This is a genomic window from Colwellia sp. RSH04 (assembly GCF_003545765.1).
Lineage (GTDB): Bacteria > Pseudomonadota > Gammaproteobacteria > Enterobacterales > Alteromonadaceae > Colwellia.
Genome location: NZ_QXIO01000006.1, coordinates 189,309 through 205,222, shown reverse-complemented (window position 1 = coordinate 205,222; position 15,914 = coordinate 189,309). Strand labels below are relative to the sequence as shown.

The window sequence follows — 15,914 nt, the reverse complement described above, 5'->3', positions numbered from 1 at the left end:
TAACAGCTTAGTTAGTTAATAACTAATTAATAACCAATTAATCGGCCAGTAAACTAAAAAACACGTTGGAAAATATAGGCAATAAATATCCTAATGGGTATACTATTGTTAATTTAAGAATATTATGGCGAATTGCTATAAATTACGGAGAAAGAAATGAGCGATAAAATTGTTCAGCTAACTGATGATGGTTTTGAAGCAGATGTATTACAAGCATCAGGTTTAGTATTAGTTGATTTTTGGGCTGAATGGTGTGGCCCATGTAAAATGATAGCGCCAGTATTAGATGATATTGCTGATGAGTACGAAGGCAAAGTAACTGTTGGTAAGCTAAACATTGATCAAAATTCTGGTACACCGCCAAAATATGGTGTACGTGGTATCCCAACGCTTTTATTATTTAAAGACGGCGAAATGGTTGATACTAAAGTTGGTGCGTTATCAAAAACTCAACTTAAAGAGTTTTTAGATAAAAACCTATAAGATGATGAAAAGCCCAGTATTAATTGCTGGGCTTTTTTAATGTCTGTTGATAATGTCTCTCGCTTTAAAAAGCAGAGTAAAAAATATTTGCTTACATTTTTAATGCTGCCTTTACCTCTTCAGCTTTTAATGCTAAATTTAAAACCTGAGTAAAAAATACATATCTCTACCCCAATTCTAATTTTAATAAATTAATAATACAGATGTTGGCAATCGCCTAAACATATTCACTTAAAATAGTTTAAGAAAACCCACTATGAACCTTACTGAACTCAAAGAAAAATCCATTAGCGACTTAGTTAGCTTAGCTGAATCTATGAAGCTAGAACACCTCGCTCGTAGTCGTAAACAAGACATCATTTTTGCCATCTTAAAATCTCACGCTAAAAAGGGTGAAGATATTTTCGGTGGCGGAGTATTAGAAATACTTCAAGATGGCTTTGGCTTCTTGCGCTCGGCCGATTCTTCTTATTTAGCCGGCCCTGATGATATTTATGTATCACCGAGTCAAATTCGTCGATTCAGTATGAGAACGGGTGATACTATTCACGGTAAGATTCGTCCACCAAAAGATGGTGAGCGTTATTTTGCACTATTGAAAGTGAATGAAGTTAATTTCGATCGTCCAGATAACTCACGTAATAAGATTTTATTTGAAAACTTAACGCCAATTCATCCAACCGACCGTCTTACCATGGAACGTGGTAATGGTTCTACTGAAGATATTACGGCTCGAGTATTAGACTTAGCATCGCCTATTGGTAAAGGTCAACGTGGTTTGATCGTTGCTCCGCCAAAAGCAGGTAAAACGTTATTACTACAAAATATTGCGCAAAGTATTGCCCATAATCATCCTGATGCAGAATTAATGGTATTGCTTATTGATGAGCGTCCAGAAGAAGTGACTGAAATGCAACGCTTAGTAAAAGGTGAAGTTGTCGCCTCTACATTTGATGAGCCAGCGAGTCGCCACGTACAAGTTGCTGAAATGGTTATTGAGAAAGCCAAGCGTTTAGTAGAGCATAAAAAAGACGTTATCATTTTACTTGATTCAATCACTCGCTTAGCACGTGCTTATAACACCGTTATTCCATCTTCAGGAAAAATCTTAACGGGTGGTGTTGATGCTAATGCATTACACAGACCTAAACGTTTCTTTGGCGCAGCTCGTAATATTGAAGAAGGTGGCAGTTTAACCATTATCGCTACTGCATTGGTTGAAACAGGCTCTAAGATGGATGAAGTTATCTACGAAGAGTTTAAAGGTACGGGTAATATGGAATTACATCTTTCACGTAAAGTGTCAGAAAAACGTGTATTCCCAGCAATTCATATTAATCGTAGTGGTACTCGTCGTGAAGAGTTAATCACTAAACCTGACGAATTACAAAAAATGTGGGTATTACGTAAGGTTGTTCATGAGATGGATGAAGTCGGTGCTATTGAGTTCTTAATTGATAAGTTAGCTATGACTAAAACGAACAACGAATTTTTCGATTCGATGAAGCGTAAATAAAAAACGAATATCAGAGGAAAACCAGTCGTTATGGCTGGTTTTTTTGTTTAGGGCAGGTTAAAACCCGTTAAGTTAATTTAACTGAAATAGTCTTTAAAGCAATGAAATACAAAGATTTACGAGATTTTATAACACAATTAGAAGCAATGGGTCAGCTTAAGCGTATCAAGCAACCGATTTCTACGCATTTAGCGATGACCGAAATTAGTGATCGTACACTTAGAGCAAAAGGTCCGGCCTTATTGTTTGAAAATGCGGTTGATGAGCATGGCAACCCTTTTGAGATGCCAGTACTTGCTAACTTATTTGGCACACCTGAGCGTGTGGCATTAGGGATGGGACAAACAGAAATCAGTGCATTAAGAGACGTGGGTAAATTATTAGCTACTTTGAAAGAGCCTGAGCCCCCTAAGGGCTTTCGCGATGCATTAGATAAATTACCTATCTTTAAGCAAGTGCTTAATATGCCAGTTAAAAAAGTAAAGAAAGCGCCTTGTCAAGAGATTGTGCTTTCAGGTGATGATGTAGATTTAACTAAGCTTCCTATTCAAAGTTGTTGGCCAGGCGATGTCGCCCCATTAATAACTTGGGGACTTACGGTTACCAAAGGTCCTTTTAAAGAACGACAAAACCTCGGTATTTATCGTCAACAATTGTTATCTAAGAATAAAGTGATTATGCGCTGGCTATCTCATCGTGGTGGTGCTTTAGATTTTCAAGAATTTAAGAAAAATAATCCTGGCGAAAACTACCCTGTATCTGTTGCTTTAGGTGCAGATCCTGCGACTACTCTAGGGGCAGTAACGCCAGTGCCAGATACTCTATCAGAGTATGCCTTTGCTGGATTACTGCGTGGTGCAAAAACAGAAGTATGTAAATCTGTGAGTAATGACTTAGAAGTGCCTGCAACGGCTGAAATTATCCTTGAAGGCTACTTAGCACCAGATGAATTAGCACCTGAAGGTCCATATGGTGATCATACTGGCTATTATAACGAAGTTGATGATTTCCCTGTCTTTACCGTAACGCATGTTACGATGCGAAAAGAAGCCATTTATCACAGTACTTATACAGGACGTCCACCTGATGAGCCTGCGATATTAGGGGTCGCTTTAAATGAAGTGTTTATCCCTATTTTACAAAAGCAGTTTCCTGAAATTCAAGATTTTTATTTACCGCCAGAGGGGTGTTCATACCGTTTAGCGGTTGTGACCATCAAAAAGCAATATGCTGGGCATGCAAAAAGAGTCATGATGGGCGTATGGTCGTTTTTGCGACAATTTATGTACACTAAATTTGTTATTGTTTGTGATGATGATGTGAATGCGCGAGACTGGAATGACGTTATTTGGGCTATGACGACGCGAATGGATCCAACGCGTGATACCGTATTAATTGATAATACCCCGATTGACTATTTAGATTTTGCCTCGCCAGTTTCTGGCTTAGGTTCTAAAATGGGCTTAGATGCAACAAATAAGTGGCCGGGTGAAACCGATAGAGAATGGGGGGTTCCAATAGAAATGACCCCAGAAGTTAAACAATATGTTGATGATATTTGGAATGATTTAGATATTATGTCACCAACAAAAAATGAAGGTTAATTGAATGAAGACAATCAGTTGTCAGATACAATCGTTAACGTCGTTAACGCAACATGTATATAAAGTTTTACTAAAACCGAGTGAAAAGGTGTCATTCGCACCAGGTCAGTACTTAAACTTTGTCATGAGTGATGAAGATAAGCGACCGTTCTCTATTGCCAGTTCACCTAATAGTGAGCTAATTGAATTGCAAATAGGCGCTTTTGTCGCCGATAGTTACCCTATGCAAGTAATAGATCGCGTTAAAGTGAGTCAAGACACGGGTGATTCTGTGACTATCGAGATTCCATTAGGTCAAGCTCAATTGAGAGAAGATAGTGATAGACCGCTACTATTATTAGCTGGTGGAACTGGTTTTTCTTATATTAAATCGATGTTTGAATACCTTGCAGAGCAAAAATCTGAACGTCAAATCACAGTTTATTGGGGAGTAAGGGAAGCAAGTGCATGTTATGAGTTGGAAGAAACAGCCAGCATTATCGCTTCACTACCTAATGCTAAGTTTATTCCTGTGGTAGAGAATCCAACGGATGATTGGCAAGGAAAAACTGGTTTAGTACACAAAACGGTAATGGAAGATATTAGTAGCCTTGAATCTTATGATATATATCTGGCGGGTCGCTTTGAAATGGTTGGCGCAGTGAGAACAGACTTCGTAGCTCATGGTGCTTTACTTGACCATATGTATGCGGATGCTTTTGCGTTCATTTAAAATATAGTGTGCCAACATACAACTAATGAAAGCCGCAAGTGTTTATTTGCGGCTTTTTTGTGAGCTTTACCTAACGACATGCCTAACAATTGAAGTTAAAGTAACAAGCCGCCGTCAATATGAATCAGTTGGCCAGTAATATACTGGGCTTTATCACTTAATAAAAATTGGCATAAATCGGCAACTTCATTAGGCTTTCCTAGGCGTGCAGCAGGGATTCTGTTTAAAATACTTTGCAGAGACTGCTCTGACAGTGGCTGATGATCAGGCGAGTTCTTTTTAATATAGCCAGGCACTATAATATTCGCGGTTATTCCTTGGCTAGCATATTGCGCAGCATAGGATTTTATTAACGCTTCAAGGGCAGCTTTAGCCATTGAAGAAGCAGGAACAATACTCGTGCCAACAATGTATTTATGCGCTAAGAATGAACTTACCGCGATAACTTTACCAGCTTGGCCTGTTTCTTCTTTAGCTTTTAATAGCCAAGGTGTGGCTTGCGTTAATAAATTAAAACTGGCTTGCGCAATCACTTGGTAGGATTCTAAGAGGCCTTGCTGATCAAGGTCATTAAAGTCACGCCAATCAGGAAATCCCGCATTACATATTAGGCCATTAAGGTGTTTTGTTGACGTTGATAAGGTTGCCTTAATAGCTTGTATTGTGTCAGCATTAGCAAGATCGCCAAATTGACAATAAACCGTTGCCCCTTGTGTTTCACAAGCTTTGGCGATATCAGTTAATCCTGCTTTGTTTTGTTTGGTATGCAATATAAGCACATTGTTTTTGTTCGCCAACTGCAAACTTATTGCAGCACCTATGCCACTGCCTGCTCCAGTAATTATATAGGTCTTCGGTTTCATGATTTTCCTTTTATAGCAAAATGACTTGGTATTAAATAAAAATGGCCAGAAAACTGGCCATTTAATCATTCAATCAATTATTGTGATATTGAATGATGGAAGTCATTTACATCGGTTATTTGTTTAACATTATCAGGTTCAACAAAGGGTTGATCCTTAAAGTTTTTACCACGCATTTGCACCATAACGCGACCAAAAGCGTTGTCTTGGTTTAGCTGTTGGTATAAATGTTTAATGTCTGCCAACTCAAGAGACTTTATTGCGCTAATTAACTTGGCTTTACTGTCAAAACTGAGCTTGTTTTTGCGCCAGTCACTAACGAAGGCAGAAGACTCTTCGGCTAAATTTTTCGGTGGCTGGGTAAGAGAAATTAAAACACTTTTGCGAATAGTATCAAACTCTTCAGCGCTTAATTCTGCTAACTCAGTGGTGAAATTGTGACGAAATGCGGCGATACGATCAATAACGGCCGCAGGACCTTTCGCAGGTGATTGAATATAAAAGCCTAATAGTATTTGCTCTCGCAATGCTTGACTGAAAAAGCCAACAGAGTAGGCGAGTTGCTCTTCAGTACGTATTTGATTAAATAATGCTGGTTTCAATACCTTTTGCAGTACTTGGGCGGCTGCATATTGCTTTACTTCAAAAGGAGCCATATAGAAGTCACCCACGGCAATGTCATTCATATCGACATCTTGCTGCCAATTGATCACTGTGCCTTTTGTCGGTTTAAAGGTTTTTGTGAAATATATATCAGAAACTTGGCGAGATTTAGGTAATAAACTCTCTAAATACTTAGCTGTTTTTATGACTTGTTCTTCATTGTAATTGCCAAAAGCAAAAATATTTAATTTGGCTTTGTTCAGTAGTTGATCTCGAAAAGTTAATAATTCGTTTGGTGTAATACTGGCAACTTCTGCTAACAATGACGTATCTGAAAATTCATCTAAATTAACAATCTTATTGAATTGAGGAAATAACTGGTTCAATAACATGTACTTTTGTTTACTTTCGATACCAGAAATATAAGAGGCTTTTAAATTATCTAATTGAGCTGAGCTAACCTGGTAATTTAAAATACTTTGATAAGCATTAGCTAACAGTTGTTGCTGTTTGTTAGTAAAGCCACTTGCCGTTAAATAAAGCCCATTATAACTACCTACATTCAAACGCATGCCAGCAGCTGAAGCTTCAGAGCTGAGTGCAGTTAAATCCATCCGTAAACCATCAGAAAGCAATGCTGCTAACACATGATTACGTGGAGATTCTTTATCAAAGCCACTGTTAAAATTAGCCGAGAAGCTGCCTTTAGGTTGAGTAAAATGCTTTGAATGAGCTAAGTAAACATTCAACCCTTGTTCATTGATTAAGGTTTTAGGCTTATCAATATATTGAGCTGTTTCAATATCGAAATTTTCAGGCATCAAGGTATTAGGAGAAGGAAGTGATAAGTTAATCTCTTCACTCGCTTTTTGCCATTGTTGGCTTATCTCTTTGGTAATCGACTCTACTTGATACTTGCCAACAAAAAAGTCCATTTCTGTGTTGGTTGGCTGTGCTTTATCAATATAGAAAATACGTGCGTTATCTAGGGTTAGTTGCTCAAGTACCGCATTAATTGCAGCGCTGTTAAAGCGTTGATATTCATAATCGCTACTTAATACGTAACTCGCTGGTGTATCTTGTAAGTTAGCCGCTATTTGCATGGCATAAGAATAATCATCAATTTTTTCTTTAAACTGGAATGAGTTACTTAAAGACTGTTTAATTTCTTTGAAGTATTTGGCATCAATACCTTGTGCTTTAATTAACGCCAGATAATCAAAAATAGCACCGACAATAGAGTTACGGTTTTTTAAACCTGTTTCGGTTAAGGTCGCGTAAATAGTAAAACTACCGGCATTTCCATATTCACTTGGGTTGCTGCTAGCCCATAAATTTTCGGTATAGCCCAATTCTCTTAAGGTTGATGCTAATGTTCCAGGCATTTCATTGCTTAATAAATATCGTAAATAAAAATTGGGTTTAACGGCAAATTGCTCAGAATTATCGTTAATAACAAATTTTACCTGTAATTGTTTCATATCTGTTTGCGGCACATAATGAACAATTTTTTTCAGCTGCTCTGATTGAGCGACAGGCTTAGTTATCACTGGTTTAGGAGTGTTTTTATTAGTTATTTTACCAAAATTATCTTTAGCTAATTTCTGCATCTGGGCAAGTGGTAAGTGGCTGATCATGACCGCTTTCATTAAATTTGCAGAGTAGTATTTGTTATAAAAATCAACCAGTAAATCTTGAAGTTTTTGATTATCTTTATCGGCTAGAGACTCTAAGTTACCCCAGTTAAATTGAGAAATAGGGTGGTCTGGGTTGAGTGTGTAACCATCAAGTTGTCCCATAATCACCCAATCGTTGGGACCTTTTTGACTCCACTCAGAATGTACCGCATTTCGTTCTTTATCAGCATACTGTTCATCTAATAATGCTTCATAGAAAAATCGGCTAAATCGTTTAAGCGCTTCACCGTAGGCATCATTATTAACAGACACCATATAATTTGTATGATCGAGTTCGGTATAAGCATTTTCGCTGCCGCCGTTGCGGCTAATAAACTCGTTATATTCATTAACGTCAGGGTAGGTCTTTGTACCTAGAAATAACATATGCTCTAAATAATGTGCTAGCCCACCGAAAGCCTCAGGCTCTTGTAAAGAGCCAGCAGCAACACTTAATGCTGCAGCAGACTTTTCGATTGAAGGGTCTGATACCAACATGACCTCAAGACCGTTATCAAGCATCATGGCTTGATATAGTCGACTATCTTTTTTACTTTTAACAATACCTGTTTGCTCAACAGGATTAGTGGCAACAGTATTTGCTGAAGTGTTAGGTTGGTTAATGTGGTTACTTTGCTGACAAGCTGAAAGTAAAACAACCAAGAGTGAAATGTTCCAGTATTTCAAATCTGTTCTCCTGACGAGATAAAGGTGGTAATTGTATACTATAGCCAGTGTTAACAGAATGTAAATTAATACTTAGTAACGAAATATTACTTACTAAGTATTAATTAGAATGTTTGAGTTGATATAAGTTGTACTTGAAAGTTCAATACGCCTTTGAATATGTGGAATATAATTTATTGAGATTGATGTACTTTAAGCCAAATGCTATTTGCATCTTCAATGCGGTTGTCATGAGTTAACGCTATGGCTAATGCGACTAAATCTTGGCGATCATATTGCTCACCTTCTAGTTTCAATAAGCTACCAAAAGCTTTTTCAGCCATAGACCATTGAGCAGCATTTACAGCAAGATGACCTAAACAGCTTAACCATTTAGCACTTTGCATATTATTATGCAGGTGTTTTTGCACAAGGCTGATAAGCTCATCAGCTTGTTTTATAGGTAAAGAGCGGATGCTTTTTAAAAAATTTTCACTGGGTGATTTTTTAATGATTGGCAGTAACAGCTTATTTAACGGTTCAATAATATCTTGTTCGGCAAGTACAGTGCAGTATGCTAATAAAATATTTTCACGTTGCTTAAGTTTACGCGATATACCTTGCCAATAAGCTTGTAAGCTGTCTTTATCTTTTTGCTTTATCGTTTCATTGAATACACTATAAAAGGCAGTATTTTCCCATGCAACAATAGCTTGTTCGTTTAATGTTTTGTCTTTGCGGGCTGCTGGTAAGTAATCTATAGCGGTTTGAAAGCGTTGCTCAATAAGGCATAAATCTATTTCTAGGGCTAATAATCTGGCGTCATGGCCAATTTGTTTATGGTGTTCATCAATAATTTCGCGCGCTTTTTTATAACAGGCTTCCTCAGCTTGATTCATTAATAACTTAACTTTGATAATGACACTTTCAAGGTTGAGTTCTTTTTCTTTGCTGGTCTCTTGTTCAAGTAGGGCAAGGTAGTGATTAGTATTATCATTAAGTGCTAACTTGGCTGAGGCTGAAGCTGCCAATAAATAGGCACTTTGCTTGCGTTTTGAAGGTATGGCACTTTTAGCAAATAGTTGCTCTGCTTGGCTGTAATCTTCAAGCATATAAGCGGCTAGGCCTTTGTTAAAATTAGCAATGCCGCGTCGTTGGCTAGCAAATGCAACAGTATTCCACGCAGCAAAACTAAATTTAAAGCCGCCTTTAATCACTTTAAATGCAACAAAAATAACGATAAAGGTAATTATTAGCATGATAATAGCTGATAACACGGTTGATTCAATCGTTGTTTCGCCCAAGGCAATTAAAATATAGCCTTTCTCGCCAATGAGCATAGGGCTAAAAGCGAGTACAGCAAAGAAAGCGACAGCTATTAAGATGAGCCTAATCATAACTCATCTCCTTTTGCCTCAATTGTTTGAATTGCTTCTTTTTTTTCTGGTAGAGAGGCATTATTTTGCTTTTTTATCAGTGTTGATAGCGCAGACAATGACGATAGATTATTTGGATAGTCATAATGAATTGTATGCGTTTTCAATTGCGCTAATGCTTGGCTAAACTTCTGATTTATTGGCGCTTTCATATCAAAAAAATCATTCAGCCAACGTTGAATGTCAGCTAGTGTTTGTTGGTAAATGTCCGGCTTTTTCTGGCTGGCGGCCCAAAGCGCTAATTGCACTTTCAAACTTAAATTTTGCTTTAAGTGCTGTTGTTGTTCAGGTGACATTAGTGGTTCTACCATACCGGTTCTGCGACGGACGGTAATAAAGTCACTCAAGAATTTTTGGTAAGTTTTTTTCAGATTTTCTTGCCAGTCGTTAATATCGTCACTGAGTTCAAAATCTTGTTCCGTGGTTAATGACTCACCTAAATTGACACCTGCTAGGGGTAAGGATTGAACTTGCTTATTAAGTGCCATTAGCGATAATACTGCTTCTTGAGTTTGCAATGTTGGCATGAGTTCAAGGGTTTTAATGTCTTGATGTATTAATTCGCGAACAGGCAAAAAGGTAGGATCATTTAGCTCATTTAAACGGTTGTCGGCATCATTGAGTAAGCCAATGGCGGCTTGGGTATCTTTTTCTAACCACATAGTGCGAGCAGCAATGCGAATTAGGTACTCAGCTTCATGCATCAACCAATCACTTGGTTGGCGGTTAGCTAAGCGCGTTTCAAGTTGATTAACTTGTGTGCTTAGTTGGGTCATAGCTTGCTGGCTAGACTTATCAGCTTGCTCTGTTTTTTGATGCAACTCAGCCGAAAAAGCTTGTTGCTGTTTTAATAGTGCTTGTTTTAATTGTGCAGTTACGGCTTGTTTTATTTTATGTTCATTTGCAGTAATTGATGCGTCATTCTGAATTTTTAAGTCATTCAGAGCTTGGGTTGCTTGTTGTTGCTGCCAAAAATAATGCCCACCACTTGCTGCAATACTTAAACAAGCTAATAATAATGCGATACTAGAAAGTTTATTGCCACCTGCTGGTTTTTCAACCGTTACCTTGTTTGTAGTTGCAGTGCTTTTCACATCATTTTTTGTTTTATTTGGGGCATTGTTTTTGGCTTCGGCTTTTGTGCTGCTTGTCTTAACCGTTGGGTTACTTGAAGGTTTAGCTTTAACGTCATTAAGCTCTTTTTCTAGAGATGCTAAGGTCGCTTCTTCTGATTGAGCGTCAATAGTTTCTTTATCCTCTTTACTCTCTTTACGTTCTTTATCTAGAACAATTTTATTGTTTTCAATGCTTGCGGCTAAAGAGTTATCGTTTTCTGTTGCCGATGGTGCTGTATTTGATGAATGCTCAGCATCCGAGCTTGTTGTATCGTGCTTAGTCATATTAGTTTTGCTCTGAGGTATCTTCTTTTTCGACATTGCTCTATTCCAATTATGGCAAAATTAAAGTTGCTTGATTTGTTGCCCAATAATGCTATCGCTAGCACCATTCATATTGATTACGTGTTGTAGCCCTATTGATGTGGCATTTTCCGCAATCCTTTGACTCGCTACAAGCCAGACACATTTTTCTCGCCAATATGTTTGCGCCGTTTTATCAGTACAAGCGAATAGGTTCATTATCTCTACTATCTTAGTTAATATAGCGTTACTGGTAACGACAATACAATTTATTTGCTGTGCTTGCCATTGTTTCGCAATACTTTTTGGTAATGTTCGCCATACACGCTGATAACTTTCAACATACTCTACCGTTGCACCACGTTCAGACAGTGTTTGAGCTAAATGTTCTCTGCCACCATCGCCTCGGAAAATAGTGATTTGTTTAGCCTGTACATCACGCAACTCTTTTAATGCCAATAGACCTTCGCTATTTTCAATAGTAGGGGTTATAACCTGATTGATACCCAGTGCGGATAAGGCTTGTTGAGTTGCTTTACCTACGGCAAAAAAGAACTGATTAGTTTGTTGTTGTGTTATTGGTGAGTTTTGCTGAGCAAATTTTACTGCAGCAGCGCTAACAAAAATAATGATATTGCTGGTTTTAATTGCATGGCTGACGGCTTGAGCATTGGTAAAGTTTTGGTAATCGAACAGAGGTTGACTACAAACTTTAATACCTTGCTTTTGTAGATAAGAAACTAAAACCTGAGCTTTAGGCTCAGGTCTTGTTACGAGTACATTTGCTGGTTTGGTTAGCAAGGGTTTACCTATTAATCGTTAGCCGAGTCGCTATAAACTTGCTGTAAAATTTTATCAGCACCACGGCTTAATAATTCTTGTGCTAATGCATTGCCAAGTGCCTCACCTTGCTCTACAGGGCCAGTGATTTCACTTTCAATCATTTCGCTACCATCTACTGCGCCAACTAAACCTCTGAGGTAAACGTCTTTGCCATCGGCAGAAATCACACCATAACTGCCAATAGGTACTTGGCAACCACCTTCTAGGGCTTTATTCATAGCGCGTTCTGCGAGTACACGAATTCTTGTGGTTTTACACTCTAACGGGGCTAATAAAGACTTAATTATTTCGTCATCAGTACGACATTCAATACCTACTGCACCTTGACCATTAGCGGGTAGCATTTCTTCTGGCTCAATAAATTGTGCGATACGTTCGCTCATTTCTAAACGAATAAGACCTGCAGAGGCTAAGATAATGGCATCATACTCACCATCGTCTAATTTTCTTAAACGTGTATTTACATTGCCACGCAAATCACGAATATCAAGGTCAGGGCGTTTCGCTTTTAATTGGCATTGGCGGCGTAAACTTGATGTGCCGACAATGGCACCTTGAGGTAAGTCTTCAAGCGCTTTGTAGGTGTTTGAAACAAAGGCGTCACGCGGATCTTCTCGAGGACAAATAACTTCTAAACCTAAGCCTTCAGGGAAATCAACAGGTACGTCTTTCATTGAATGTACAGCAATGTCAGCACGATTCTCTAACATCGCGACTTCAAGCTCTTTAACAAATAACCCTTTGCCGCCGACTTTGGCTAGAGGGGTGTCTAAAATTACATCGCCTTTAGTGACCATAGGAACAAGTTCCACGGTGATGTCAGCGTGAAAATGTTCAAGCTGGGCTTTTACATATTCTGCTTGCCATAAGGCCAAAGCACTTTTACGAGTTGCAATGCGTACAGTTTTATTGTTCATTTACGTATCCAATTTCTAAATAATATTTATTCGGCGCTAAGCACTATCTCTGTTTCAGCTTGTTGGCTAACAGCTTGAGATAAAAATTGCCAAAATTCATCACCAGCACGTTTATCATTCCAAGTGTCATTTTCATAGGTAAAATGGTGACCATTAAATTTAGTGGCTACCCATATCTCATGTAATGGCGCTTGTTTGTTAATAATTATTTTGCTGGCGTTTTTAAAGGTTAGCGTAAGTAAACCGCCAACTCCTTCATAATCTATATCGACACCACAGTTTTCAATCGCTTCTTCAATAGTAAGTAACAGTTCATCTGCGATTAAGTTGTATTGGCTATCGTTCATTCTCTATCCTTTGTAGCGTACTCTACCATTAGTAGAGTAGATAATATCTTGTAAGTAATTCACTTGGCTAGGTAGATGTGAGTATAATAGCAATCAGACAAAATAAATATAGACTCTAAGTGGTTAAGTTAAGTTAAAAAGCTTGATTTAAACGACTTTCATAGCAAAAACTGTAATTATGCAACTAAATCGACACGGTTCTATCTCATTTGCTCAATTATTATTGTGCGTATTCACAACGTTAGTTATCTCGGCTTGCGGTGCCAAAGGCGACTTATATCAAACACAAGAGCCAAATAAGCCTAAAGTAGAGCAAACTCAACAAGCACAGCCCGAAATAAAGCAGGATAGCCAAAGCAACTTACCCGATGAGACGACAAAATAAATGTTAGTAAACTTCTCCAAAATGCACGGTTTAGGTAATGACTTTTTAGTGTTAGATAACGTTACCCAAAATGTTTATTTATCAAATGAACAAATAGCGCAGTTAGCAAACCGCAATTTTGGTGTGGGTTTTGATCAATTATTAGTGGTTGAACCTCCTTATGACCCAGATCTAGATTTTCATTATCGTATTTATAATGCTGATGGTAGTGAAGTTGGGCAGTGTGGTAATGGTGCACGTTGTTTCGCACGCTTTGTTCGCATGAAAGGATTATGCACTAAGAATAAAATTAGGGTATCAACGAGCACAGGTAAAATGTCTTTATTTATTGAGCGAGATGGTAATGTCTCAGTAAGTATGCCCGTACCTCAATTTGAGCCGACTAAAATACCTTTTACTGCCCAAAAAACTGAAGGTACGTATATTTTACGTAGTGAGTCTGAAACCGTATTATGCGGTGTCGTCTCAATGGGAAACCCGCATTGTGTGGTTACGGTAGATGATGTTGATAATGCGAATGTTGAAGAGCTAGGTAAAGAGCTATCTGAACATGAGCGCTTTCCAAAGCAAGCGAATGTAGGTTTTATGGAAGTCGTTGCAGATAATCAAATTAAACTTCGTGTATATGAACGTGGCGCAGCAGAAACATTAGCTTGTGGCAGCGGTGCATGTGCTGCAGTTGTGATTGGACAAATGCAAAAGAAACTAGCAAGACAAGTCACCGTTGAATTACCGGGCGGTAAATTAAGAATTTTTTGGAAAGGACCTGGGCATCCAGTAAAAATGTCAGGACCTGCCGTACACGTATTTGATGGCCAGTTATCAATTTAATGAATAAAAAAGACAGCAAAAAAATGAATGAAATTCAAGACAGCATTAACCGTGATGAAATTCCTTTGGAAGATGAAGTTATCGCAACCTTTCTCCAAGATAATCCAGAGTTTTTTCAGCGTAACGAAGCGTTAGTGGCTAATTTGCGACTTGCTGATAATCAACGCGGTACTGTGTCGTTAGTTGAGCGACAACAACAGCAACTTCGTCTAAAAATACAATCACTTGAAGATGAAATTACACAGTTAATTTCTGTTGCAAATCATAATGAAGAGTTATTTACCCTTTATAGTGATTTATACCTTAGGTTGATTGACTGTCAATCTGCTCAAGAGTTGCTAGATTGCTTACACCAAGCCACAACAGAATTATTATCGTTATCTGCATTTAAGGTGTGGTTAACACCTGAGCTATTAACCGGTGCGTTAAGTGATCACAAGAGTATGTCAAAAAATGATTGTGCAGGTGTAATGCAAAACCGATTAACCAATGAAGATTATTACTTTGGCCGCTTGCAGAGCACGGAACAAGAATTGATTTTTTCTCAGCAATGTTCAGGTTCAGTCGTTCTAATTAAACTAGTTCATGATGAAGTTGAACTAGGCTTTATTGCGATTAGCAGCCAAGATGCCCATCACTTTGATCCGCGTATGGATACTTTACTATTAAGCCAATTCAAGCGTTTAACGGCAAAGTTAATTTTTCAGCAAGTAAAAGATAAACAATAGGACATCAACAGTGAAGTTTTATCGACGCTTAAAGCCGTTTAAGGCCATTAGCTTTGATTTAGATGATACCTTGTATAGCAATGGCCCAGTAATGAGAGCTATTGATATTAAAATGGTAGAATATTTTGCTCAGCTAATGCCAAAGCAAACACAAATTTTTGATGTGAAATTTTGGTTGCCTTTTCGTCATCAGGCAATTCAACAGCATAATGCTTTACAGCATGATGTTGTCGCTGTTCGTTTTGAAAGCTACCGTCTAGGCTTTATCGCTTTAAATTACAGCCAAGTTATTGCTTGTAATGAAGCACAGGCCGCTTTAGATTATTTTATTCGCTTGCGTAGTGACTTCTCAGTACCACAAGTAAGCCATGATTTATTGGCGCAACTGAGTGATAAATTACCTCTTGTTGCGATAACCAACGGAAATGTTGATGCCAAAGCGATAGGCATTGCTCGTTATTTCTCGGCCATATATCACGCTGGGTTCCAAACCAATCACTTATCAACTGCGCATCAGGGAAACCTTTTTCGACAAAAGCCTCGTGTTGATATGTTTGCTGTAGCTTGTGAGCAATTGAATATTAAGCCTGAAGAATTATTGCATGTTGGTGATTGTGGCAATGCTGATATTTTGGGCGGAATAACTGCGGGCTGTCAAACTGCTTGGTTACCCAAATACGGGGTAGGTAAAGCGATTAAAAATTTACCTCACATTGAATTAACAGACGTGAGTGATCTTTTGCGTTTGATATAAGTGTTCATTTGGTCACTGATTTACAGAACATCATCTACTGTATATAATAACAGCCCTGTGCCAGTTACAATCAAAATGTAATCGTTTCTTTTGAAGTGAATTGGTTTTATTGTTGGGTGATTGCTTTTGAAA

At 38.1% G+C, this 15,914-nt stretch carries 15 protein-coding genes; 8 read left to right on the top strand and 7 right to left on the bottom strand.

The annotated features are described in order from the left end of the window. Nucleotides 1-156: 156 nt before the first annotated feature. From trxA to fre, 4 genes are all read left to right on the top strand, one after another. Nucleotides 157-483 (top strand): thioredoxin TrxA, encoded by a 327-nt coding sequence (gene trxA / locus D1094_RS12010; RefSeq protein WP_118960344.1) that lies wholly within the window; start codon nucleotides 157-159, stop codon nucleotides 481-483. Nucleotides 484-739: 256 nt separating this feature from the next. Continuing rightward, nucleotides 740-1,999 carry a transcription termination factor Rho gene (gene rho / locus D1094_RS12005; protein WP_118960343.1) on the top strand — a complete coding sequence of 420 codons (1,260 nt, stop codon included), beginning with the start codon at nucleotides 740-742 and terminating at the stop codon, nucleotides 1,997-1,999. A gap of 101 nt (nucleotides 2,000-2,100) precedes the next feature. Continuing rightward, nucleotides 2,101-3,603: a 4-hydroxy-3-polyprenylbenzoate decarboxylase gene (ubiD, locus tag D1094_RS12000; RefSeq protein WP_118960342.1), complete on the top strand. Its 1,503-nt coding sequence runs from the start codon at nucleotides 2,101-2,103 to the stop codon at nucleotides 3,601-3,603. Between the two features lie 4 nt (nucleotides 3,604-3,607). Continuing rightward, nucleotides 3,608-4,315: an NAD(P)H-flavin reductase gene (gene fre / locus D1094_RS11995; RefSeq protein ID WP_118960341.1), complete on the top strand. Its 708-nt coding sequence runs from the start codon at nucleotides 3,608-3,610 to the stop codon at nucleotides 4,313-4,315. Between the two features lie 95 nt (nucleotides 4,316-4,410). On the opposite strand, the gene D1094_RS11990 is transcribed toward fre, so the two are convergent. The 7 genes from D1094_RS11990 to cyaY all read right to left on the bottom strand — a co-directional run bounded on the left by D1094_RS11990 (nucleotide 4,411) and on the right by cyaY (nucleotide 13,084). Then, nucleotides 4,411-5,178, bottom strand: coding sequence for an SDR family NAD(P)-dependent oxidoreductase (locus tag D1094_RS11990; protein WP_182440171.1), 768 nt, complete (start codon nucleotides 5,176-5,178; stop codon nucleotides 4,411-4,413). Nucleotides 5,179-5,255: 77 nt separating this feature from the next. Continuing rightward, nucleotides 5,256-8,144, bottom strand: coding sequence for an insulinase family protein (locus D1094_RS11985; protein ID WP_118960339.1), 2,889 nt, complete (start codon nucleotides 8,142-8,144; stop codon nucleotides 5,256-5,258). Nucleotides 8,145-8,317: 173 nt separating this feature from the next. Beyond that, on the bottom strand, nucleotides 8,318-9,520 hold the full coding sequence (locus D1094_RS11980) for a heme biosynthesis HemY N-terminal domain-containing protein (RefSeq protein ID WP_118960338.1): 1,203 nt from the start codon (nucleotides 9,518-9,520) through the stop codon (nucleotides 8,318-8,320). Further along, nucleotides 9,517-10,995 carry a uroporphyrinogen-III C-methyltransferase gene (locus D1094_RS11975; RefSeq protein WP_118960337.1) on the bottom strand — a complete coding sequence of 493 codons (1,479 nt, stop codon included), beginning with the start codon at nucleotides 10,993-10,995 and terminating at the stop codon, nucleotides 9,517-9,519. The genes D1094_RS11980 and D1094_RS11975 overlap by 4 nt, the downstream gene beginning before the upstream one ends. 24 nt (nucleotides 10,996-11,019) lie before the next feature. Next, nucleotides 11,020-11,778, bottom strand: a complete 759-nt coding sequence (locus D1094_RS11970; RefSeq protein WP_118960336.1) for a uroporphyrinogen-III synthase — start codon at nucleotides 11,776-11,778, stop codon at nucleotides 11,020-11,022. 11 nt (nucleotides 11,779-11,789) lie between these two features. Beyond that, nucleotides 11,790-12,737, bottom strand: coding sequence for a hydroxymethylbilane synthase (hemC, locus tag D1094_RS11965; RefSeq protein WP_118960335.1), 948 nt, complete (start codon nucleotides 12,735-12,737; stop codon nucleotides 11,790-11,792). Between the two features lie 26 nt (nucleotides 12,738-12,763). Then, on the bottom strand, nucleotides 12,764-13,084 hold the full coding sequence (gene cyaY / locus D1094_RS11960) for an iron donor protein CyaY (RefSeq protein ID WP_118960334.1): 321 nt from the start codon (nucleotides 13,082-13,084) through the stop codon (nucleotides 12,764-12,766). A gap of 178 nt (nucleotides 13,085-13,262) precedes the next feature. Here cyaY and D1094_RS11955 point away from each other — a divergent pair, with 178 nt between their 5' ends. The 4 genes from D1094_RS11955 to D1094_RS11940 are packed head-to-tail and all read left to right on the top strand — an operon-like array spanning nucleotide 13,263 to nucleotide 15,782. Then, nucleotides 13,263-13,469, top strand: coding sequence for a lipoprotein (locus D1094_RS11955; protein ID WP_118960333.1), 207 nt, complete (start codon nucleotides 13,263-13,265; stop codon nucleotides 13,467-13,469). Further along, nucleotides 13,470-14,300 carry a diaminopimelate epimerase gene (gene dapF / locus D1094_RS11950; protein ID WP_118960332.1) on the top strand — a complete coding sequence of 277 codons (831 nt, stop codon included), beginning with the start codon at nucleotides 13,470-13,472 and terminating at the stop codon, nucleotides 14,298-14,300. Then, nucleotides 14,300-15,028: a DUF484 family protein gene (locus D1094_RS11945; protein ID WP_259337935.1), complete on the top strand. Its 729-nt coding sequence runs from the start codon at nucleotides 14,300-14,302 to the stop codon at nucleotides 15,026-15,028. Before dapF ends, D1094_RS11945 begins: the two co-directional genes overlap by 1 nt. Nucleotides 15,029-15,038: 10 nt before the next feature. Next, nucleotides 15,039-15,782, top strand: coding sequence for an HAD-IA family hydrolase (locus tag D1094_RS11940; protein ID WP_118960331.1), 744 nt, complete (start codon nucleotides 15,039-15,041; stop codon nucleotides 15,780-15,782). Nucleotides 15,783-15,914: the final 132 nt, after the last annotated feature.